Raw genomic sequence first — 24,049 nt, forward strand, 5'->3', positions numbered from 1 at the left:
AACGAACAGAATGAAAATATTAAAATTTGGAGGGAAATCATTATCGAATGGTGAGGGAATCAATAAAGTAGTTGCTATTATTGTTGATAAAGTGAGTCAAGGAGAGGAAATTGCAATAGTGGTTTCGGCAAGAGGAAACGCTACAGATGAGTTGGACGAAATTTTAAAAATGGCTTCTAAAAACGGTGCTTACAAACCGTTATTTGAAGGATTTAAATCCTACCAACAAGATGAATACCATGCAGTAGACTTGTCGGAGGAATTCAATGTTTTAGAAAAATTATTTGAAGGAGTAAGTTTAATTGGGGATTACAGCAATAAAATTAAAGATCAGATTTTGTCAAAAGGAGAATTGCTTTCTGCAAAATTATTGACAGCTATATTGGTTGAAAAAGGAATAAACGCTCGTTTCGCCGATACACGTGAATTAATAAAAACCGACTCTAAATTTGGCGATGCCCAACCTTTGGAGCAAATTTCGAAGAAAAATGTAATCCATTATTTCAAGCAAAATAATGGTACAACAGTAAATATAATTACTGGTTTTATTGGCTCCAACACTAATAATGACACCACTACTTTAGGTAGAAATGGAAGTAATTATACGGCTTCATTAATTGCTAATTATTTGAATGCAGATGAGCTTCAAAACTACACGCACGTTGACGGAATTTATACTGCCAACCCGGATTTAGTAATTGATGCAAAAAAAATCGATCATTTATCGTTTAATGAAGCGAATGAAATAGCCAATTTTGGTGCAACAATTCTTCATGCCAAAACTATAATTCCGTTGCTAGAAAAAAGCATTCCGCTTCGTATCTTGAATACATTCAACCACGAAAATAAGGGGACATTAATTACATCCAATTCTAATAAAGAAGGGATTAAAACACTTTCGGTGCTTGAAAATGTTTCTTTAGTGAATTTAGAGGGAAGAGGATTGCTTGGAAAAACGGGTGTTGATGCACGAATTTTTAGAGTGATGGGTGACAATAATATCAGCGTAAGTATCATTTCTCAAGGTTCTTCTGAACGAGGAATTGGTTTGGTAGTGGCTGCTGATAAAGCTACTTTAGCCATGATTGAACTGGAAAAAGAGTTTGAAAATGATTTTTATTCGAAAGATGTCAATAAAATTACGGTTACCGATGATGTTTCGGTAATTTCTATCATTGGTCAGGATTTAAGTACGTTTCATAAGCCTTACACGGCGTTGATAAAAAATAAAATTGTTCCCATACTTTTCAATAATACGGTTACGGGTAAAAATGTGAGTTTGGTGGTGAAAAAATCACAACTTCACAAAGCCTTAAACGTAATTCATGGAGAGATTTTTGGAGTTTCCAAGAAAATTAATATTGCCATTTTTGGTCACGGATTAGTGGGTGGAACATTGATTAACCAAATATTGGAATCTGCTGCAGCCATTGAGAAAAGGAAAGACATCAAATTGAATGTTTTTGCAATCGCCAATTCAAGTAATGTACTTCTAAATAAAAATGGAGTAACGCCAAATTGGAAAAATGAAATCCAGAATAACGGCTTTTCATATACCATTAACGATGTGATTGCGTATGCAAATGAGCATCACTTGGAGAATCTAATTGCGATTGATAACACCGCAAGCACTGCATTTGTCGAGAACTACATTTCTTTAGTAGAAAGCAGTTTTGATTTGATTTCATCTAATAAAGTTGCAAATACACTAAGTTATAGTTTTTATAAAAAATTGCGAAAAGTATTGGCAGATAATCAAAAGAGTTATCTTTATGAAACCAATGTTGGAGCGGGATTGCCTTTAATTGATACTATTAAATTACTACACCTTTCAGGAGAGAATATTACGAAAATTAAGGGTGTTTTTTCAGGAACATTGAGTTATTTATTCAATAATTTTTCTGCCAAAGATGCTCCGTTTAGCGAGATTTTAAAGGAAGCTATTGACAATGGGTATACGGAACCCGATCCAAGAGAAGATTTATGTGGAAACGACGTTGGTAGAAAATTATTGATTTTAGCAAGAGAATTAGACTTGCAAAATGAGTTCGAAGAGATTAATATTCAGAATTTAATTCCAGAACATTTACGTGAAGGTGATGTTTCTGATTTCCTAAATAAACTGACGGAGCTCGACCCAATTTATGCTAAAATAAAGGCCGACCAAAAACCAAACCACGTGTTGCGATACATAGGTGAATTATCGGGTGATTTGCAAAATGATAAAGGTGATCTCGAAGTGAAATTAGTTTCGGTACCTTCCGATACCGCTTTGGGAGGATTGAAAGGTTCTGATTCATTCTTCGAAATTTATACGGAATCGTATGGCGACAGACCAATTGTGATTCAAGGCGCAGGCGCAGGATCAGCCGTGACGGCGAGAGGTGTTTTTGGGGATATTTTGAGATTATCGGATAAAGGGTAATACTTTAAGATTGCAGATTAATGATTTTTGATTTCAGATAAAAAAAATACAAGATGAAAATAACATTAAACAGAGTAAATGACAATTTCCACTTTGAATTAAAAAACGAGCGTGGGCATATAGTAAACGTTGATAGCCGACCTGAATTTGGCGGGAATGACATGGGTGCAAGTCCAATGGAGTTAGTATTGATGGGTGTTGCAGGTTGCAGCGCCATTGATATGATTTCGATTCTAAAAAAACAAAGACAAGAAATCACCTCTTTTAAGGCTGAGGTTGAAGGGGAACGGGTACAAGTAGGAGAAGCAAAACCATTCAAGGAAATTACCGTGGTTTTCTTTTTGGAGGGGCCTATTAATGAAGAAAAAGCAGCCAGAGCAGCGCAGCTTTCTTTCGAAAAATACTGTTCGGTTTCTAAAACATTAGAGCCAACAGCGACGATACACTATAAAGTAGTTTTAAACAATAAACCATTATAGTTTGGATAAAATGATTGGTGAAATATTACTCCAATAACTTTAATCCTTAAACTTTTTAAACAATTAGAATGAACGAACAAGAATTTGGTTTTGAAACCTTAGCCATCCGCACCCAATTAGAAAGAACGCAATATTTAGAGCATTCTGTGCCTTTGTACTTAACGTCCAGTTTTGTGTTTGAAGATGCCGAAGACATGCGCGCTTCTTTTGCTGAGGAAAAAGACAGAAATATTTACAGCCGTTACAGCAACCCAAACACGAATGAATTTGTAGACAAAGTCTGTAAAATGGAGGGTGCTGCAGCTGGTTTTGCTTTTGCTTCAGGAATGGCAGCAGTGTATTCAACCATGGCAGCTTTATTGAAATCGGGTGATCATATAGTTTCTTCCAGTAGTGTTTTTGGAGCGACACATTCTTTATTCATCAATTATTTTCCAAAATGGAATATTGAAACCTCCTATTTTGATATCAATAAGCCAGAAACGATTGAAAGTTTTATTACTCCAAATACAAAGATTCTTTTTGCTGAATCACCTACCAATCCGGCTGTTGATATTATCGATTTAGAACTGTTAGGAACTATTGCTAAAAAACACAATCTGATTTTGGTAATTGATAACTGTTTTGCTACACCTTATCTGCAACAACCGATAAAGTGGGGTGCGCATTTAGTGGTGCATTCCGCTACAAAATTAATGGACGGTCAAGGAAGAGTGTTGGGAGGAATAACTGTTGGTGATGCAGAATTGATTCAGAAAATCTATTTGTTTTCTCGACTTACTGGCCCTTCTTTATCGCCTTTTAATGCTTGGGTATTATCAAAAAGTTTAGAAACGTTAGCGATTCGTTTGGACAGGCATTGTGAAAATGCCATGAAAGTGGCTGAATTTCTGGAAAGCCATCCTCAGGTTAATAAAGTGAAATATCCTTTCTTGAAATCGCATCCGCAATATGAAATTGCCAAAAAACAAATGCTTTTAGGAGGAAACATTGTTGCTTTTGAAATAAAAGGCGGTCTTGAAGCCGGAAGAAATTTTTTGGATAAATTAAAACTATGCTCTTTATCACCAAATTTAGGCGATACGAGAACCATTGTAACACATCCTGCATCAACAACACACAGTAAATTATCTGTAGAGGAACGTTTAGCGGTAAGTATTACCGATGGTTTAGTGCGTGTTTCTGTTGGATTGGAAACCGTGAAGGATGTAATTGCTGATTTGGAACAAGCGCTTTCATAAAGATTTTTGAATGTAGATAGACGATTTTAAATTGCAGATTTCTCATCCAACAACAATCGTTAATCTACATTCACCATTCTTCATTCAAAAAGTATATTTTTGTTGTTGTAAAAAGGGTATGGTTTTTTTGATTTGAAACCATAAAAAATCAGAAATCATTTATTTCAATCAAAAATCAATTATGCTTTCAAAGAAAACTAAATACGGAATAAAAGCATTGACTTTTTTGGCACGCCAGAAAGATCAAACACCGATACAAATTGCTGAAATAGCAAGAAGCGAGACTATTTCGATTAAGTTTTTAGAAAGTATTTTACTACTGTTACGCCATTCTGGTTTTTTAGGAGCCAAAAAAGGAAAAGGCGGAGGCTATTATTTGATAAAAGATCCTAAGGAAATAAATATGGCCCATGTGTATCGCACTCTAGAGGGACCTATTGCGTTACTTCCTTGTGCCAGCCATAATTTTTATGAGCCTTGTGCAGACTGTGCCGATGAAACTACTTGCGCCGTTCGGAAATTAATGACCGAAGTGCGAGACAATACCCTGATGATATTGGAAAACAATACCCTAGCGGATATTGCATTTTAACAAACATTTTTTTAAATAAGTTTTGTAGTTAAGCAAAAAGTAGTATTTTTGCATACTAATCTAGCTTTCCTATAGGGTAATAGATAATTATTAATAAAAGTTGATTTTCCATAGAATATGAATAAAGAAGCAGTAGAACATAGGGTCTCCTTAAAACCTGAAATTACATTTAAAGAACGTTTGTGGGTTATTATTCCGGTTGCCTTATTAATTGGATTAATTGCTACATTGGTTTACAATCATCACGCTGAATTTTCATGGAATAGTTTGATTGCTGGGTTGAATCAAGAATTTTTAATCTTTTTCTGCATTGGGATTTTTGCACAGCTGGTAGATGGGACTTTAGGAATGGGCTACGGAGCTACTTCAACTTCTTTTTTATTAGCGTATGGAATTCCACCAGCCATCAGTAGTACAGGTGTTCATGTTGCCGAAATGTTTACAACCGGTGCTTCTGCTATTTCGCATCATCGATTTGGAAATATCAATAAAAAATTAGTAAAACATTTGTTGATACCCGGAGTTTTGGGTTCGATTACTGGAGCTTATTTGTTATCAGATGTAATTGATGGAGATGCAATAAAGCCTTTTATTGCGGTGTATATGATTGCTTTGGCGGTTATAATTATCAGAAAGGCAATGCAAAAAAACATTATTAAAAAGAAAACGAAGCGATTGAATATTCTGGCTTCTTTTGGAGGATTCATGGATTCTGTTGGAGGTGGAGGATGGGGGCCAATTGTTACTTCTACATTATTAGGACGCGGTAGAAATCCTAGATACACAATTGGTTCTGTGAATGCAGCTGAATTTGCGGTTTCTTTTGCTAGTGGTATTACATTTATGATTTTTGGAGGAATCCAAGGATGGCAGGTTATTATAGGTTTAATTTTAGGAGGTGTGATTGCCGCGCCAATCGCCGCTTTATTAGTCAATAAAATTAAAAGGAAACCCATGATGATTTTGGTAGGTATTTTAATTATTATTTTGAGTTTAAGAACCTTGTCAAAATTGTTGTAAAAGAAAAACAGAATTATGAGCACAGATACAGTAAAAGCTTTATTGCATAAAACCAAAGATTTTTCCATAGAGGAAACGCTTCGTTTTTTAGCCAATGAATATAAGGATAGCGTAGTTTTTTCTACCTCTTTTGGTCAGGAAGATCAGGTGATTACGGCTTTAATTGGTCTAAATGATTTGCCAATTACCATTTTTACTTTAGACACAGGAAGATTATTTCAGGAAACGTATGATGTTTTTCATAAAACTTTAAGAAAATATAAAATAGACATTAAGACCTATTTCCCAGAAACAAATGCGGTGCAAGAGTTGTTAAATCAAAAAGGTCCAAACAGCTTCTATGAATCGGTAGAGAATAGAAAAGAGTGTTGTTTTATTCGAAAAGTGGCGCCGTTGACCAAAGCATTAAAAGGGAATGACATCTGGATTACTGGTTTACGTGCGGAACAATCTGAAAACAGAAATGCCTTAGATCTTTTTGAATACGATGAAAAGTTTGATATTATAAAATTCAATCCATTGTTAAAATGGACTTTGATAGAAGTAGAAGCCTATTTAGAAAAAAACAATGTGCCACAAAATGTACTACACAAACAAGGGTTTGTAAGTATAGGATGTGCTCCATGTACCAGAGCAATTACTGCAGATGAAGACATACGAGCAGGCAGATGGTGGTGGGAATCCAGCCATAAAGAATGTGGTTTACACCAAAAGTAATTGTGAATATAAATTATAAAGGATTGTTGAATCTTTAATTTTTTCGATCCTTTAAATCTTTAAATTAAAATAATGAGTACCATATTAAAAACAAACGCTTTAGAAAGCGAAGCGATATACATATTTAGAGAAGTAATTTCTCAATTTGACAAACCGGTTTTGCTTTTCTCTGGTGGAAAAGATTCGATTACATTGGTGCGTTTAGCACAGAAAGCTTTTTTTCCTGCGAAAATTCCTTTCCCATTGTTGCACGTTGATACAGGTCATAATTTTCCAGAAACTATTGCTTTTAGAGATAAATTGGTTGCAGAATTAGGATTGGAATTAATTGTTCGTAATGTGCAAGATGCTATTGACGAAGGGAAAGTTGTAGAAGAATCGGGTAAATATTCCAGCAGAAATAGTTTGCAAACGACAACATTATTGGATGCAATCGAAGAGTTTAAATTTGATGCTTGTATCGGTGGTGCGCGTCGTGATGAAGAAAAAGCAAGAGCGAAGGAACGTATTTTCTCTGTTCGGGATGATTTTGGCCAATGGGATGAAAAAAACCAACGTCCGGAATTGTTTGATATTTTAAACGGAAAAATTGAAAATGGTCAAAACGTTCGTGTTTTCCCAATTTCGAACTGGACGGAACTGGATGTGTGGAGTTATATCGAACAAGAGCAAATCGAAATTCCATCGATTTACTTTTCACACAAGCGTAAAGTATTCTTGAGAGACGGTATGATTTGGTCGCATTCTCCATTTGTTTACCAAGAAGAAGATGAAGAAATTCAAGAAAGAATTGTTCGTTTTAGAACTGTTGGAGATATGAGTTGTACAGCAGCTGTTGATTCTTATGCAGCAACGATTCAAGAAGTAGTTGGCGAAATTAGATCTTCGACTATTTCTGAAAGAGGAGCCAGAATTGATGACAAACGTTCTGAAGCCGCGATGGAAAAAAGAAAACAACAAGGGTACTTTTAGGAAACAATTATGAATTATAAATTATGAATTGTTCCGAGACATTTAAAATTTAAAATTCAATATTTAAAATAAAAAAATCAAATTTAGAAGTTTACATAAGGTGTTTTGAAAACCTTAAACTTTTAGACTTCAAATAAAAAATAAGGAATGGAAGTTTTAAAAATAGCAACAGCAGGAAGTGTAGATGACGGAAAAAGTACCTTAATCGGGAGATTATTGTACGATACAAAATCGTTGACTACAGATAAGATTGAAGCAATAGAAAAAAGCAGCAAACAGAAAGGATACGATTATTTAGATTTTTCATTGGCTACTGATGGTTTAGTTGCCGAAAGAGAACAAGGGATCACGATTGATGTGGCGCATATTTATTTTTCGACAGCCAAGAAGAGCTACATCATTGCCGACACTCCGGGTCACGTAGAATATACACGAAACATGGTTACCGGAGCTTCAACTTCACAAGTTTCAATCATTTTGATTGATGCCCGTAAAGGAGTTATTGAGCAAACGTACCGTCACTTTTTTATCAATAATCTATTGAGAGTAAAAGACGTTATTGTTGCGGTAAACAAAATGGATTTAGTTGATTACTCAGAAGAAGTATACAACAAAATCAAAGCAGACTTTCAGGCATTAAATGCAAAAAGCGCTTTCAAAGAACAAAATGTAAGTTACATTCCGCTAAGTGCAATCAATGGTGGTAATGTTGCCGATAAATCGGAGAATATGCCTTGGTACACTGGACAGACGGTTTTGGAACATTTGGAAGCATTGGAACCAAATGATATCTATGAAAACGGAATCGCACGTTTTCCTGTTCAAACAGTAATTAGACCAAAAACGGAAGAGTACCATGACTTTAGAGGATATGCAGGAAAATTATACGGGAACACTATCAAAGTTGGGGATGCTGTAACGGTGCTTCCTTCTTTAACAGAATCTACAGTAACAAATATTCATTTTTTTGACAAACAATTTGATGAAGCGACAGCAGGATCTTCTATTACTTTGGAACTGGAAAATGATATCAATGTAACCAGAGGGGATATGATTGTAAAATCGAATGAACTTCCTAAAATTGAAAAAGACATCACAACAACTGTTTGTTGGATGGACAGTAAAAAATTGGTCCCAGGTGCAAAATATTATGTACAGCACAATAGCAATAGAGTTTTGGCGAAAATTGATGGGGTAAAAAATGTAATCGCAACCGATTATTCAGGAACAACTCCAGCGACTCAATTAGCTATAAACGAAATTGGAGAAGTAACTATCAAATTGAGCAAAGCCATTTATTTTGATGCTTACACGGATAATAAATCTAACGGAGCCTTCATCTTAATAGATGCTGCAACCAATACAACAGCAGGAGTTGGTTTTATAAAATAATTTTTAGCTTATGCTAAAAAATTAAATAAGTTAAAAGATATAGATTAACAGCTAAAAGCCCAAAGCCAATAGCTAAAAGCTAAAAAAGATGCAAAGTTTTAGAACCGAAATAGAAGATCCGATTGTCCAAAAAGAGATTATCGATTTAGAGAAAAAAATTCATTCCTTCCGAAGTGGACAAATTGACGATGAGCGTTTTCGCAGTCTTCGTTTGGCACGTGGTATTTACGGTCAACGTCAAGAAGGCGTGCAAATGATTCGCATTAAATTACCTTACGGAAAAGTGACTAGCGAGCAATTGAAGCGTATTACCGAAGTATCCGATAAATATTCTACGGGACGTTTGCACATTACAACCCGTCAGGATATTCAAATTCACTATGTGAGTTTAGACAGAACGCCTGAACTTTGGTCAGAATTAGCCAAAGATGATATCACTTTGAGAGAAGCTTGTGGAAACACCGTGCGTAATATTACTGGAAGCGAATTAGCAGGAGTAGATGTTGACGAACCTTTTGACGTATCGCCTTATGCGCATGGTTTGTTTCAATATTTATTGCGTAACCCAATTTGTCAAGAAATGGGACGTAAGTTCAAAATCTCCTTTTCCTCTTCTGATAAAGATACCGCTTTGAGTTATTTGCATGATTTAGGATTTATTCCAAAGATTGTAAATGGTGAAAAAGGGTTCAAAATAATGTTTGCCGGAGGTTTAGGTTCTCAACCAAGTCACGCTGAATTGCTTTCAGAATTTATACCGGTGAACCAAATTATCCCAACTGCCGAAGGTATAATCAGGGTTTTTGACCGTTACGGAGAAAGAGCAAAACGTTTGAAAGCACGTATGAAATTCTTAATCAAAGACTTAGGGCGTGATGAGTTTTTACGTTTGGTTGACGAAGAGAAAAAAGCCTTGCCTTTTCATACTTACGAAATAGACACTACTGCATTTGAAGGAGTAATTACAGAACCATTGTTGGCAGTGCCATCAGTAACAATTGAGGATGTGGAAGCTTTTGAAGCTTGGAAAAAATCAAATGTGATTGTACAAAAACAAGCAGGATATGTAGCTATTGGTATTAAAGTACTTTTAGGAGATTTTTATACAGATAAAGCACGATTATTAGCCGATTTGATTAAAAACTATGGTGCTAATGAATTGCGTTTTTCATTACGACAAAACATCGTTTTACGTAATATTAAAGAAGAAAATCTAGCGTTCTTTTACCAAGAATTAGCCAAATTAGATTTTGTTGCTTTAGGATATGATACGATCGGAGATATCACGGCTTGTCCAGGAACGGATACGTGTAATTTAGGTATCGCAAGCAGTACTGGTATCGCGGATGAATTAGAAAGAGTATTAAAAACGGAATATCCACAATACAGCAACAACCAACAAATCGCCATTAAAATTAGCGGTTGTATGAATGCTTGTGGACAACACAATATGTCCGAAATTGGTTTCCAAGGAATGTCAATTAATGCAGGAAAACTAGTTGCTCCAGCACTTCAGGTATTATTGGGCGGAGGAAATCTAGGAAATGGAAACGGAAGATTTTCTGATAAAGTAATCAAAATTCCAAGTAGAAGAGGACCTGATGCGTTGCGTTTTATCTTAAATGACTTTGATGCGAATGGAAACGGACAATCATTCTTGAATTATTACGATGCAAAAGGAGAAAAATATTTCTACGAATTCTTGAAACCATTAGCGGATATAACAAACCTTACCGAGGCTGATTTTGTTGATTGGGGAAATGCTGATAACTACGTAAAAGCAGTTGGAGTAGGAGAATGTGCAGGTGTAGTAATTGATTTAGTGGCTACTTTAATATTAGAAGCCAAAGATAAAATGACTTTTGCACAGGAAGCTTTCGAAGATAAAAAATGGTCGGACGCGATTTATTTATCCTACGCCGGTTTTGTAAACGGTGCCAAAGCAATATTATTGGCTGAAAACGAAAAAACAAATCACCATGCTGGAATTATCGATTTGTTTGATACTGTTTTTATCGATAGCAAAAAAATAGAATTGGACTCAAGCTTTAAAGATTTGGTTTATCAAATTAAAGATAATGAGCCTTCTGCCGAATTTGCACAAAAATACATCCAACAAGGCGTTGCGTTTTTTGATACAATAGAGAAATATAGAGCCAAAGATTTAGCTGATGCATAATACAATTCAACCCAAAGTAACTTTAGTAGGCGCTGGTCCTGGCGATCCAGATTTGCTTACTCTGAAAGGAGTAAAGGCGCTGGCGGAAGCGAATGTGGTTTTGTATGATGCACTAGCCAATGATGAAATAATGATTCATGCACCCAAAGATGCTATAAAAATATTTGTAGGGAAACGAAAAGGCTGCCATGAATATACGCAAGACCAAATCAATCAGTTGATTGTAGACAATGCGCTTACCTATGGAAATGTCGTTCGATTGAAAGGTGGCGATCCCTTTATTTTTGGACGTGGAAGTGAAGAAATTGAATTCGCAGAAAGTTTTGGAATCCCTACATTTGTAGTACCCGGAATCTCATCTTCGATTGCAGTTCCAGCTTATCAAGGAATTTCTTTGACAAAAAGAGGAGTGTCCGAAAGTTTTTGGGTTATTACAGGTACTACTTCTAATAGGAATTTGTCAGATGACGTAGCGCTTGCAGCACAATCATCAGCAACAGTTGTAATTTTGATGGGAATGAGTAAACTATCACAGATTGTGTCTTTATTTCAAAAGGAATCCAAAGGAGAAACGCCTGTTGCAATTATTCAAAACGGAACCACTGTAAATGAGAAAATTGGAGTTGGAACTATAAATAATATTCAAGTAGTTGTTGCCGAGAACAATTTGAGTTCACCAGCGATAATAGTTATTGGAGAAGTAGTGAAAGAAAGTAATAAGTTGAAAGGATTTTACGAGGAGTTCGTAGGAAGCAAATCGTATAAAAATAAAGTATAAATTATTACAATCTTTGTTGACTCATCTCAAGAGAATTAAGAGGTTTCTGCAGTAGAGAGGAAAATAACATAATAATGGAAAGAAATGAATTGTATCCTGTTTTTTTAAAACTACACAACCTGAATGTGTTGATTGTAGGTGGAGGAAATGTGGGTTTAGAAAAGTTATCTTTCATGTTGAAATCGAGTCCAAATGCAAATGTTGAGGTTGTGGCGCCAAGGTTTTTACCGGAACTAGAAACGCTAGTGCAAAAACATCCTTCGGTAAAATTGACCTATAAAAAGTTTAATCGCTGGATGCTTCGCAAACGCCACATGGTAATTGCCTGTACCGATGATTTGAAAGTAAATAAAAGAGTATTCGACTTGTGTCGAAAAAGACACTTAATTTGCAATATTGCCGATACGCCAGATTTATGCGATTATTATTTGGGCGGAATTGTAACTAAAGGAAATGTCAAGATAGCCATTTCAACAAACGGAAAATCGCCAACAACAGCCAAAAGATTACGGGAGCTTTTTGAAGAAATCATTCCAGACGACATCAATAAAATGGTCGAAAACCTAAATGAATATCGCAAAACACTCAAGGGGAATTTCGAGGAAAAAGTGCAGAAAATGAATGAAATAACCGAGTCGTTAAAAAATAAAGAATAAAAGCATTGCAAAAGAACGAATGATATTTATCATTTAAAGCAGTAAAAAGCAATCGTTACTTTGGATTAAATAATTACATAAAGAAAAAAAAATGATTAAGACAGACATACTTATAATAGGAGCCGGACCAACTGGCTTATTTGCCGTTTTTGAAGCAGGATTGTTAAAACTAAAATGTCATATTTTAGATGCCTTGCCTCAAGCAGGTGGACAACTATCTGAATTGTATCCTAAAAAGCCAATCTATGATATTCCAGGTTTTCCGGAAGTATTAGCGGGTGATTTAGTGGATAATTTAATGGAACAAATCAAACAATTTGAGCCTGGTTTTACGCTGGGTGAACGTGCAGAAACCATTGAAAAACAAGAAGACGGAAGTTTTATTGTGACTTCGAATAAAGGAAAAAAATTCCATGCTTCGGTTGTAGCAATTGCCGGTGGGTTAGGAAGTTTTGAACCTAGAAAACCATTAATTGAAGACATCGAATTTTACGAAGACAAAGGAATCAAGTATTTCATTAAAAATCCAGAAAAATTCAGAGACAAAAGAGTCGTAATTGCTGGAGGTGGTGATTCCGCTTTAGACTGGAGTATTTTCTTATCTAATATTGCTTCCGAAGTGACTCTGATTCATAGAAGAAATGAATTTAGAGGTGCTTTAGATTCTGTAGAAAAAGTGCAGGAATTAAAAAATTCAGGAAAAATAAAAATGATAACGCCAGCAGAAGTAGTTGGTTTAAATGGAGCCGAACATTTAGAATCAATTGATATTGAAGAAAATGGAGCCCACAGAACCATTCCTACAGATTATTTTATTCCGCTTTTTGGATTAACGCCAAAATTAGGCCCTATCGGAGACTGGGGATTAGACATTGAAAAAAATGCTATTAAAGTTAACAATGCCTTAGATTATCAAACGAACATTCCAGGAATTTTTGCCATTGGTGACGTAAATACCTATCCAGGGAAATTAAAATTGATTCTTTGTGGTTTTCACGAAGCAACATTAATGTGTCAGGCAGCCTACCAAATCATTAATCCAGGTAAGAAATATGTATTAAAATATACTACAGTTTCTGGCGTGGACGGATTTGACGGAACTCGTAAAGAGGCTCCAAAAGCTGTAGTCAAAGCCATTGTTTAACAACTTACTAGAAACTAGTTAAAAAATATAGCGCTAATACTTGCAAGTATTAGCGCTTTGTCTTTACTTTGCAGTGTTCCTATATTTATTGACAGTTATCACGAAAGGCGGAGGGAATGACCCAATGAAACCTTAGCAACCCTTTATCTTTAAAGAAGGTGCTACATTCTACTTTATACAGAACCAGTTTCAGTATCTAAGATAGATAACACACGAATACTCACTTAGTATTTCTCAAAACTTTTCTTGACAACATATCGATATTTAGCCTACTGAATTAATTTCAGTATCAGAAGCAAACAATTGGCGTTTTTTTGCCAATATTGTTCCCGCTTTCCGCTATATCTTTTTTCTGAACACCAGAAAAAAAAGATGCCGCTGCACTCGGGGCTAAAAAGCTAATATAGTGAGCTTTTGGAGTTAGTAATCAAAAGTATAAATCCCGATATGTATCGCGATTTACAAGAAATAAAAAGTTATGTCAAGCATTCAAGAAGCTATCAAAGAAAACATACTCATACTCGATGGAGCTATGGGAACCATGCTACAACGGTACAATTTCTCGGAAGAAGATTTTCGAGGGGAACGTTTCCGAGATTTTCCACATTCTTTAAAGGGAAACAATGATTTGTTGTCACTCACGCAGCCGCAAGCGATACGTGCTGTTCACGCCGCTTATTTTGAAGCAGGAGCGGATATTGTTGAAACCAATACGTTCTCTGGAACCACCATCGGAATGGCAGATTACCATCTCGAAGATATTGTTTACGAACTCAACTTCGAATCGGCACGAATTGCTCGTGAAGTAGCCGATGAGTTTACAGCCAAAAATCCAGAGAAACCTCGATTTGTAGCAGGCTCAATTGGACCAACAAACAGGACGGCGAGCATGTCGCCCGATGTAAATGATCCGGGTTATAGAGCAGTAACTTTTGATGATTTGCGCATTGCGTACAAACAACAAGTAGAAGCCTTGATTGACGGAGGAAGTGATTTGCTTTTAGTAGAAACCATTTTCGATACGTTAAATGCCAAAGCAGCACTTTTCGCTATTGAAGAAGTTAAGGACGAACGCAATATTGATATTCCTATCATGGTTTCCGGTACCATTACGGATGCATCAGGAAGAACACTTTCAGGTCAAACCGTAGAAGCTTTTTTGGTTTCAGTTTCGCACATTCCTTTGTTGAGTGTAGGTTTCAATTGTGCTTTAGGAGCCGATTTATTAAAACCGTATTTGCAAACCCTTTCACAAAACACTTCTTTTAATGTTTCAGCACATCCTAATGCAGGATTACCAAACGCATTTGGAGAGTATGACGAAACGCCAGAACAGATGCAAGCCTTTATCAAAGAATATTTAGACGATAATTTAGTAAATATCATAGGTGGTTGTTGCGGAACAACCCCAGAACACATCAAATTGATCGCTGATATCGCTAAGGAGTATAAACCCAGAGTTTCGACAGCGACGATGTAAAACGTAGAGACGCGATTTATCGTGTCTAACATAATACTAGTTTAGTTATCGGCTAGCGCGAGCGTCTCGCTCGTGCCCACAAACAAAGGCAAGATAAAAAAGTTTGACAATAGAATTGTAATTTAGAATGGGCACGAGCGGAACGCTCGCGCTAGCGAAAAAAGCACAAAAGTTGCGTAGGAACGAACTATTTTGCAGCAATGGAATTGATCCGTTGGATATAAATAGTGTTGAATTGAACAGTGTCCGCGTGAGGGATAGCAGTGAAAAGCCCACAGACTAATTCCGTCCCGATAGCTATCGGGACGGAATTAGTCGAGGACTTGCAACGAATAGCCCGACCCTTGGGTCACGCCCAAAATAAAAAGAAACAAAACGAACTACACGTTTTTAAAAAAGGTAGAAATAAATAAAAAAAGCTAGACTTACACGGTTTTTGAAACGGTGCAAGGATTAAATAAAACAAAATGGCACACGCAGAAAAGAGAAGAAACCTTGTATTATCGGGATTAGAACCTTTAATCATTACGCCACAAAGCGTTTTTGTAAATATTGGGGAACGAACCAATGTTACCGGTTCTAGAAAATTCCTTCGATTAATCAAGGAAGAAAAATATGAAGAAGCATTGAGCATTGCCAAAGAGCAAGTGGAAGGTGGCGCGCAAATCATCGATATTAATATGGATGAAGGAATGCTCGATGGCGAATATGCCATGACAAAATTCCTGAATTTAATCGCTGCCGAACCTGATATTTCTAGAGTTCCAATCATGATTGATAGCTCGAAATGGGATATCATCGAAGCGGGGCTAAAAGTGGTGCAGGGAAAAAGTGTTGTAAACTCGATTTCTTTAAAAGAAGGCGAGGAACAATTTATTCATCATGCTAAGTTGATTAAGCGCTATGGTGCTGCGGCAATTATTATGGCATTTGATGAAACGGGACAAGCTGATAATTACGAACGCCGCGTAGAAATTTGCCAACGTTCGTATGATATTTTGGTAAATCAAGTTGGTTTTCCGGCGCAGGATATTATTTTCGATTTGAATATATTTCCAGTAGCAACAGGAATGGAAGAACACCGCGATAACGCATTGGATTTCTTTAGAGGTACGAAATGGGTTAGAGAAAATCTTCCGCATGCACATATTAGTGGAGGAGTAAGTAATGTTTCGTTTTCGTTTAGAGGAAATGACACGGTTCGGGAAGCGATGCACTCGGTTTTCTTGTACCACGCTATTCAAAACGGAATGACGATGGGAATCGTGAATCCTGAAATGCTTTCTATTTACGATGAAATTCCAAAAGATCTTTTGGAACGTGTTGAAGATGTAATTCTAAACAGACGTGATGATGCCACTGAAAGGTTGTTGGACTTTGCCGAGAATGTAAAAGGCGATGTAAAGAGTACTGAAAAAGCGGTACAGGAATGGCGTTCGGGAACCATTCAGGAACGATTGACACATTCGTTAGTAAAAGGAGTCGATGAATTTATAGAACTAGATGTGGAAGAAGCCCGATTGGCAGCTACCAAACCTATCGAAGTTATCGAAATCAACTTGATGACGGGAATGAATGTCGTTGGAGATTTATTTGGTTCAGGTAAAATGTTTTTGCCGCAAGTGGTAAAATCAGCACGAGTAATGAAAAAAGCAGTAGCGTATTTGCTGCCTTTCATTGAAGCTGAAAAAGATGGGGTCTCCAGTTTTGCAGGTCGTATCTTGATGGCGACTGTAAAAGGAGATGTACATGATATTGGAAAAAATATTGTTTCGGTTGTTTTAGCCTGTAACAATTATGAAATCATAGATTTAGGGGTGATGGTTGCGCCGGAGAAAATCATTGCAGCAGCAATTGAGCACAATGTTGACATTATTGGATTAAGCGGATTAATAACTCCTTCGCTTGATGAAATGGTCTATTTGGCTAAAGAATTAGACAAGCGAAACATAAAAATTCCTGTAATGATTGGTGGAGCAACCACTTCACGAGCGCATACTGCTGTGAAAATTGCACCGCAATACAGAGAAACGGTTATTCACGTAAATGATGCTTCGAGAGCCGTAACGGTTGCCGGAAATTTATTGAACAAAGATAGAAAGCTATATGCAAGCGACATCAGAGCTGATTATGATGCTTTTAGAGAGACGTTTTTGAATCGTTCGCGAGACAAAAACTTCTTGACTATTGAGCAAGCTCGTGTCAACAAACTAAAATTAGATTGGGACACTTACACCCCAATGAAGCCTAATTTTATTGGAGTAAAAACAATTGAAGTCGACTTGGATGTTTTGGTTCCGTATATTGACTGGACGCCGTTTTTCAGAACATGGGAATTGTTCGGAAAATACCCAGCTATTTTAACGGATACTGTTGTTGGTGAACAAGCAACTTCCGTTTTTGCTGATGCCAATGAAATGTTGGACGTTATTTTAAAAGAAAAGAAACTGACTGCGAAAGGGATCTATGGAATTTTCCCAGCAAATCAGGTGAATGATGATGACATTGAATTGCGTGATGAAAATGGGAAAGTGTTAGAGAAATTCTTGACATTACGTCAACAATCACAGAAAACGAAAGGTGCTCCGAACATTGCCTTATCTGATTTTATTGCTCCGAAAGACAGCGGTAAAATCGATTATATGGGTGCATTTTGTGTGACTACCGGTTTTGGTGTTGATGAATGGGCGGCTGAATTCGAAAGAGATTTAGACGATTACAATTCGATAATGGTAAAAGCATTGGCGGATCGTTTTGCTGAAGCTTTTGCGGAATATTTACACGAAAAAATCCGTAAAGAAATTTGGGGGTATTCATCAGATGAAGCTTTGAGTACAGAGGCAATGATTGCCGAAGATTACAAAGGAATTCGTCCAGCTCCAGGGTATCCAGCTTGTCCAGACCATCTAGAAAAACCAACGATTTGGAAATTACTAAATGTTGCAGACGAAATTGGTGTGACCTTGACCGAAAGTATGGCAATGTGGCCCGCTTCATCCGTTTCTGGGTATTATTTTGGAAATCCCGAAAGCAGGTATTTTGGACTTGGAAAAATAAAAGAAGACCAAGTTATTGATTACGCCAAACGAAGAAGCATACCAACAGAAGTAGCTATGAAATGGTTGAACCCGAATGTAGCAGATTAAAAACACAGTCATAAAGTCAAAAGGACGTGACTTTCGACATTCAAACTTTAAGATTTAAGATGAAAGTAACACAGCATATAGAAGCCGCCAAAGGAGAAACTTTATTCTCCTTTGAAATTATTCCGCCCCAAAAAGGCAAAAGCATTCAGGAATTATACGACAATATTGATCCGTTAATGGAATTTAAACCACCATTTATAGACGTAACAACTTCTCGGGAAGAGTATATTTATGTTGATAAAGGCAATGGTTTACTTGATAAAAAATTGACCAGAATGCGTCCTGGAACACTAGGTATTTGTGCTTCCATAAAACATAAATACACGGTAGATACAGTTCCTCATGTTCTTTGCGGTGGTTTTACCAAAGAAGAAACAGAATATTTATTGGTGGATTGTCATTATTTGGGAATTGATAATGTGATGGCCTTGCGTGGAGATGCGATGAAAGATGAGCAATATTTTATTCCGAAACAAGGAGGTAATGATTTTGCCGTTGATTTAGTCAAACAAATCAACCAATTGAATTGTGGAAAATATTTGCACGATGTAATGGATGTTGACAACAAAGCTAATTTTTGCATTGGAGTTGCTGGGTATCCAGAAAAACATTTGGAGTCTCCTTCCTTAATTTCAGATTTAAAAAGGCTGAAAGAAAAAGTAGAGGCAGGTGCTGATTATGTAGTGACCCAAATGTTTTTTGACAATGCGAAATACTTCGAGTTTGTTTCCAAAGCCAGAGAAATGGGGATTACGGTTCCTATTATTCCGGGAATCAAACCTATTGCAGTGCAAAGACACTTACAAGTATTACCACAAATTTTTAGAATTGATTTGCCGGAAGATTTAATTCATGCGGTAGATCAATGTAGAAATAATGCGGATATCAGACAAGTAGGAATCGAATGGGCTATCCAACAATCATTAGAATTGAAGGCAGCCGGAGTTCCAGTATTACACTATTATTCTATGGGAAAATCAGAAAATATTCGACAAATAGCGAGTAAGGTTTTTTAATTTTACGGTATTAGCATAAAAAGCTCGTTTAAACTCAGTTTAAACGAGCTTTTTTATAAATAATTTACTTTGTAATCTCTCTAAAAACAGCCTCTAAATTTTTATTCTTCTGGTTGATTTGCAGCGTTTTCAAACCGTTTGCATTCGCAAAATCAAAAACAGCTGGGCGCATGTCTTTGTCAGCTTTAAAAGTTAATTCCCAAATCATGTCGTGGGTATTTTTATAAGAAACAAGATTTTCAATTTTGGCAATTAATTGTTCTTCTATTTTATAATCAAATTCTACTTCGATAACTTGTTCTTTATCGTCTGAAATTAAGTGATCCAATTTTTTATCGGTAACAATTTTGCCATTATTGATGATAATCACACGATCACAAATCGCTTCGACTTCCTGCATGATGTGTGTGGAGAGGAAAACAGTTTTATCTTTCCCTACGGTTTTAATCACATTCCGAATTTCCATTAATTGATTCGGGTCTAAACCAGTTGTTGGTTCATCCAAAATCAAAACATCGGGATTGTGCAATAACGCATTGGCAAGGCCTACACGTTGCCGATATCCTTTGGATAATTGCCCTATTTTTTTGTGACATTCGGTGCTTAAACCGGTCAGTTGAATTACTTCTTCGATACGGGATTTAGCTACTTTATAGACATCGGCACTAAAAGCCAAATATTCCCTCACATACAAATCCAAATACAACGGATTGTGTTCCGGTAAATAGCCAATAGAAAGCTGAACCGCTTTTTGTTGGGTGTTTACATCATTTCCATTTACTAGTGCAATGCCTGCATCGGCAGTGATGAAGGTAGTCAATATTTTCATCAAAGTCGATTTTCCAGCTCCATTTGGACCCAAAAAACCAACAATTTCTCCTTTATTAATGGAAAATGAAATGTTATCTAGTGCTTTTTGGGCACCATAACTTTTGGATATGTTATTAACTTCTATTGACATGGAATATATTTTGTTGCAAAAGTAAACAGAAAAAGTATTGATTTATTGTTTTTATAAAGCAATATATAAAAGGCCTTCATCAAAGTTGACTAAGCAAGAGGATATTCTCTTTTAGATTTATATATTTACCTTAAACTATGTAAATATGAATTTAAAAAATATACAGTCGGGTAGTTTCTGGAAAAACTACCAAAGTATTTTATTGCTGCTTGGCGGAATTCTGGCAGGAAGTATATTGGGTTTGGTTTTTGGAAAAGGAGTAGAAGTGATTAAGCCTTTGGGCGATATATTTCTAAATTTATTGTTTACGGCGATCATTCCTTTGATATTTTTTACCATTGCATCCTCAATTGCCAATTTAGAAAAAACAGAAAAACTCGGAAAATTATTTGGAATTGTGATGGGCGTTTTTCTAAGCACGGTATTGATTTCAGCTATTTTGATGATTATCGGTGTTTTGCTTTTTCCTATTCACCAGGATATAATTAGTTCTAAACTGCCTATAGAAGCTGTAGAGGTAAGTTCAGCGGGTTCTCAAATCACACAGTTGCTTACTGCTAATGATTTCTTTGAATTGCTATCACGTAAAAATATGTTAGCACTCATTATATTTTCGTTTTTAATAGGATTTGCCAGTTTGAATTCCGGAGAGAAAGGGAAAGATTTCAGTAGGTTCTTGAATTCAGGAAACGAAGTGATGAAACAATTGTTGCATATGATTATGAAAACAGCGCCAATAGGACTGGGTGCTTATTTTGCGTATCAGGTTGGGATTTTTGGACCACAATTATTTGGTGCTTATGCAAAGCCTTTGGGGCTTTATTATGCGGTTTGTGCTTTTTATTTCGTAGTGTTTTTTAGTCTATATGCTTTTATGGCTGGAGGAAGAAAAGGATTCCGTATTTTTTGGAAAAATAATATAACCCCATCATTGACCGCATTGGGAACTTGCAGCAGTATTGCGACAATTCCGGCTAATCTGGAGGGAGCGGAACGAATGAATATTCCGAGTCATATCAGTAATGTAGTTATTCCATTAGGCGCGCCTCTGCATAAAGATGGGTCGAGTATGTCGTCTATTATAAAAATTGCAGTTATTTTTGCGATGTTTGGCAAAGATTTCAACGATCCAAATACGTTGCTGATGGCACTAGGAATAACAGTAATTGTTTCGGTTGTAGAAGGCGGAATTCCAAACGGGGGATATATAGGAGAAATCTTGGCAATAACGGTGTATGGATTTCCTATGGAGCAAGCTTTACCGGCTGCAATGATTGTGGGAACCTTAGTAGACCCAATGGCGACCTTGCTGAATGCGAATGGAGATTTGGTTTCGGCAATGGTTGTAACCCGAATTTCTGAAGGAAAAAAATGGCTTTCGGAAAAATTAGTAGTTTAATTTAAAGCTTAATTTTGAGAAATAGAGTTTTAGTTTCTTAAAACCTTAAATGGGTACTAACTAAAAAATATTTTAAAAGCCTTTTTTTAATTATTACATAATTAATAGCCAGTTTTTTAGCGAATCCTTTTTTTGTTCAACAAAATCAGCTTTTTTTTTTGGATAGCTGGAAATTATGTATACATTCGCAGAGTAATAAATACAAAAAAGCAACAGTATGTTGAATAACCGATTTTATTTTAGCAACTCTTATTATTTCTTCTGGAAAGTGGTAAGGGATTGTTGTATGGTTATTTGATTATAAAATTAAATTGATACTATAAATATACAATCCCGATGAAAATCGGGATTTTTTTTTGCTTAAAAGTTTGTAAAATGAATGAAATAATTGGAATACAGGGGATAGCGGGTTCTTTTCACCATCAGGTTGCTCAAGAATATTTCAATCAGGCGGTTGTTGTTGACGAGTGTTTGTCTTTTGAAGAATTAGTAGACAATTTGCTGTCAGGTAAATCCGATCAGGCGGTTATGGCAATAGAAAATTCTATTGCAGGTCCAATTATACCAAATTACGCTTTAATTGATAAAAATAATTTGCACATCATAGGAGAACATTATTTAAGAATTCACCAAAATTTGATGGCATTAAAGGGTCAGAGAATAGAGGATATTCAAGAAGTGCATTCCCATCCAATGGCTATTTTGCAATGTATGGAATTCCTTAAAAAATATCCGAATATAAAATTAGTCGAAGACAAAGATACTGCCGAAACGGCGCGTAGAATTCAGGAAAAGCAGTTGAAAGGAATTGCTGCAATTGCCAGTAGAACGGCTTCCGAAATGTATGATTTAGAAATTTTGGCTCCGGAAATTCAAACGATTAAGAACAACATGACTCGTTTTGTGATAATAAAAAAGGAGAATTCATTTGTTCCAGAAAACGAAATTAACAGGGCGTCCATTAAATTCGAATTGGATCACAAGCGCGGTAGTTTGGCCGCAGTACTCAATGTAATGAGTGATTGCAAATTGAATTTAACGAAAATTCAATCGTTACCAAAAATAGAAACACCTTGGAAATATTCTTTTTTTGTGGATGTTACTTTTGATAGATACGAGGATTATGCCAAAGCAAAATCACTATTGTTAATCATGGCAGAGTACTTCAAAGTATTAGGCGAATATAAAAACACAAAACTATAAAGCGTAGAAGAAGAAACTCGGATAGCGACAAGGCCATAAAAAAATAAAATCATGATTACTACAGCAAAACGCCTGGATATAATTGAAGAATACTATTTCTCCTCAAAGCTGAGGGAAGTGAGGCAACTGGCTTCCGAAGGGAAACCAATTATCAATATGGGAATTGGAAGTCCGGATTTGCAACCATCACAAGCGGTTGTTGACGCAGTGGTTCTGGCAATGCAAGATGATAATGCGCATCAATATCAGAGTTATCAAGGATTGCCGGAATTGCGTAAAGGCATGGCTGATTTTTATCAAAATAACTTTCAAGTAGCATTAAATCCAGCTAACGAAATTTTGCCTTTGATGGGTTCCAAAGAAGGAATTATGCATATTTCACTGGCTTTCCTGAATGAAGGCGATGAGGTGCTGATTCCCAATCCAGGGTATCCAACGTATACTTCGGTGACGAATTTAGTGGGAGCAGTCCCCGTTTATTATGATTTAAAAGAAGTAAATAATTGGGAACCGGATTTTGAAGCATTGGAAAAACTGGATTTGTCGAAAGTGAAAATCATGTGGTTGGGTTATCCGCACATGCCAACAGGAGCAAGAGGCAGTTTGCAGTTGTTTGAAAAATTGGTGGCTTTTGCCAAAAAACACCAGCTATTATTAGTCAACGACAATCCGTATAGCTTTGTTTTGAACGACAATCCGATAAGCTTATTACAAGTGGAAGGCGCAAAAGAAGTGGGTTTAGAATTGAATTCTTTGAGTAAGACCTTTAACATGGCAGGCTGGAGAGTTGGAATGGTTTTAGGAAATACAGCTTGTATAGATGCTGTGCTAAAAGTAAAAAGCAATATGGATAGCGGTATGTTCTACGGTATTCAAAAAGGAGCAATTGAAGCTTTGAAAAGTGACAAGGCTTGGTTTGAATCGATGAATGCGATTTATAGAAAACGCAGAATCCTTACTGAGCAACTGGCGGAGAAATTAGGCTGTAAAGTATATAAGGAAGGAGTTGGATTATTTGTTTGGGCAAAGTTGCCGGACGGAATCACATCGGCTGAGAAATTCATAGATGAAATTTTATATGAAAAATCTATTTTTATTACGCCGGGAACCATTTTTGGAAGTAATGGTGAAGGATACATACGATTTGCCCTGTGTGTAAAAGAAGAAAAAGTACAAGAAGCAATTGATAGATTTGCGTAATGTAGAACTAATAGATTCGTTTAAAGAAAATTTTAAAAAACGAGATGCC

19 protein-coding genes and 1 riboswitch are annotated in these 24,049 nt (G+C 36.2%); of the genes, 18 read left to right on the plus strand and 1 reads right to left on the minus strand.

Annotated features, from left to right (window positions below; genetic code table 11):
* Nucleotides 1–10 precede the first annotated feature (10 nt).
* The 15 genes from thrA to metF all read left to right on the plus strand — a co-directional run bounded on the left by thrA (nt 11) and on the right by metF (nt 19,237).
* Nucleotides 11–2,425 carry a bifunctional aspartate kinase/homoserine dehydrogenase I gene (thrA, locus tag ACNQF9_RS06010; RefSeq protein WP_417959327.1) on the plus strand — a complete coding sequence of 805 codons (2,415 nt, stop codon included), beginning with the start codon at nt 11–13 and terminating at the stop codon, nt 2,423–2,425.
* Nucleotides 2,426–2,478: 53 nt separating this feature from the next.
* Nucleotides 2,479–2,904, plus strand: a complete 426-nt coding sequence (locus ACNQF9_RS06015) for an OsmC family protein (RefSeq protein WP_417959328.1) — start codon at nt 2,479–2,481, stop codon at nt 2,902–2,904.
* A 68-nt stretch (nt 2,905–2,972) separates the two neighbouring features.
* A complete protein-coding gene (locus ACNQF9_RS06020) occupies nt 2,973–4,145 on the plus strand; it encodes a trans-sulfuration enzyme family protein (RefSeq protein ID WP_417959329.1) in 1,173 nt (390 codons plus the stop codon).
* Nucleotides 4,146–4,326: 181 nt separating this feature from the next.
* Nucleotides 4,327–4,737, plus strand: coding sequence for an RrF2 family transcriptional regulator (locus ACNQF9_RS06025; RefSeq protein ID WP_417959330.1), 411 nt, complete (start codon nt 4,327–4,329; stop codon nt 4,735–4,737).
* 117 nt (nt 4,738–4,854) lie between these two features.
* Nucleotides 4,855–5,757: a sulfite exporter TauE/SafE family protein gene (locus ACNQF9_RS06030; protein ID WP_417959331.1), complete on the plus strand. Its 903-nt coding sequence runs from the start codon at nt 4,855–4,857 to the stop codon at nt 5,755–5,757.
* Between the two features lie 15 nt (nt 5,758–5,772).
* Entirely contained in the window at nt 5,773–6,474 is a 702-nt protein-coding gene (locus tag ACNQF9_RS06035) for a phosphoadenylyl-sulfate reductase (RefSeq protein ID WP_417989832.1), read from the plus strand.
* A 72-nt stretch (nt 6,475–6,546) separates the two neighbouring features.
* Nucleotides 6,547–7,446, plus strand: coding sequence for a sulfate adenylyltransferase subunit CysD (gene cysD, locus ACNQF9_RS06040; RefSeq protein ID WP_417989833.1), 900 nt, complete (start codon nt 6,547–6,549; stop codon nt 7,444–7,446).
* 147 nt (nt 7,447–7,593) lie between these two features.
* Nucleotides 7,594–8,838: a sulfate adenylyltransferase subunit 1 gene (locus ACNQF9_RS06045; protein ID WP_417989834.1), complete on the plus strand. Its 1,245-nt coding sequence runs from the start codon at nt 7,594–7,596 to the stop codon at nt 8,836–8,838.
* Nucleotides 8,839–8,926: 88 nt separating this feature from the next.
* A complete protein-coding gene (locus tag ACNQF9_RS06050) occupies nt 8,927–11,017 on the plus strand; it encodes a nitrite reductase (RefSeq protein WP_417989835.1) in 2,091 nt (696 codons plus the stop codon).
* Nucleotides 11,010–11,795: a uroporphyrinogen-III C-methyltransferase gene (gene cobA, locus ACNQF9_RS06055; RefSeq protein WP_417989836.1), complete on the plus strand. Its 786-nt coding sequence runs from the start codon at nt 11,010–11,012 to the stop codon at nt 11,793–11,795. The genes ACNQF9_RS06050 and cobA overlap by 8 nt, the downstream gene beginning before the upstream one ends.
* A gap of 74 nt (nt 11,796–11,869) precedes the next feature.
* Nucleotides 11,870–12,451, plus strand: a complete 582-nt coding sequence (locus tag ACNQF9_RS06060; RefSeq protein ID WP_417959338.1) for a precorrin-2 dehydrogenase/sirohydrochlorin ferrochelatase family protein — start codon at nt 11,870–11,872, stop codon at nt 12,449–12,451.
* Between the two features lie 91 nt (nt 12,452–12,542).
* Nucleotides 12,543–13,595 (plus strand): NAD(P)/FAD-dependent oxidoreductase, encoded by a 1,053-nt coding sequence (locus ACNQF9_RS06065; RefSeq protein ID WP_417959340.1) that lies wholly within the window; start codon nt 12,543–12,545, stop codon nt 13,593–13,595.
* Nucleotides 13,596–13,687: 92 nt separating this feature from the next.
* Nucleotides 13,688–13,807: riboswitch (SAM riboswitch) on the plus strand.
* A gap of 266 nt (nt 13,808–14,073) precedes the next feature.
* Nucleotides 14,074–15,075: a homocysteine S-methyltransferase family protein gene (locus ACNQF9_RS06070; RefSeq protein ID WP_417959341.1), complete on the plus strand. Its 1,002-nt coding sequence runs from the start codon at nt 14,074–14,076 to the stop codon at nt 15,073–15,075.
* Nucleotides 15,076–15,542: 467 nt separating this feature from the next.
* On the plus strand, nt 15,543–18,221 hold the full coding sequence (gene metH / locus ACNQF9_RS06075; protein ID WP_417989837.1) for a methionine synthase: 2,679 nt from the start codon (nt 15,543–15,545) through the stop codon (nt 18,219–18,221).
* Nucleotides 18,222–18,280: 59 nt separating this feature from the next.
* Nucleotides 18,281–19,237 (plus strand): methylenetetrahydrofolate reductase [NAD(P)H], encoded by a 957-nt coding sequence (gene metF / locus ACNQF9_RS06080; RefSeq protein WP_417959344.1) that lies wholly within the window; start codon nt 18,281–18,283, stop codon nt 19,235–19,237.
* Between the two features lie 64 nt (nt 19,238–19,301).
* On the opposite strand, the gene gldA is transcribed toward metF, so the two are convergent.
* Nucleotides 19,302–20,198, minus strand: a complete 897-nt coding sequence (gldA, locus tag ACNQF9_RS06085) for a gliding motility-associated ABC transporter ATP-binding subunit GldA (RefSeq protein WP_417959345.1) — start codon at nt 20,196–20,198, stop codon at nt 19,302–19,304.
* Nucleotides 20,199–20,343: 145 nt separating this feature from the next.
* Between gldA and ACNQF9_RS06090 the strand changes: the two genes are divergently transcribed.
* From ACNQF9_RS06090 to ACNQF9_RS06100, 3 genes are all read left to right on the plus strand, one after another.
* Entirely contained in the window at nt 20,344–21,597 is a 1,254-nt protein-coding gene (locus ACNQF9_RS06090; protein WP_417959346.1) for a dicarboxylate/amino acid:cation symporter, read from the plus strand.
* Nucleotides 21,598–21,972: 375 nt separating this feature from the next.
* Nucleotides 21,973–22,800 carry a prephenate dehydratase gene (locus ACNQF9_RS06095; protein WP_417959347.1) on the plus strand — a complete coding sequence of 276 codons (828 nt, stop codon included), beginning with the start codon at nt 21,973–21,975 and terminating at the stop codon, nt 22,798–22,800.
* Nucleotides 22,801–22,851: 51 nt separating this feature from the next.
* Nucleotides 22,852–24,000, plus strand: a complete 1,149-nt coding sequence (locus ACNQF9_RS06100; protein ID WP_417959348.1) for a pyridoxal phosphate-dependent aminotransferase — start codon at nt 22,852–22,854, stop codon at nt 23,998–24,000.
* The last annotated feature ends 49 nt before the right edge of the window (nt 24,001–24,049 follow it).

Origin of the sequence: Flavobacterium amylolyticum (assembly GCF_048284335.1) — a bacterium.
Lineage (GTDB): Bacteria > Bacteroidota > Bacteroidia > Flavobacteriales > Flavobacteriaceae > Flavobacterium.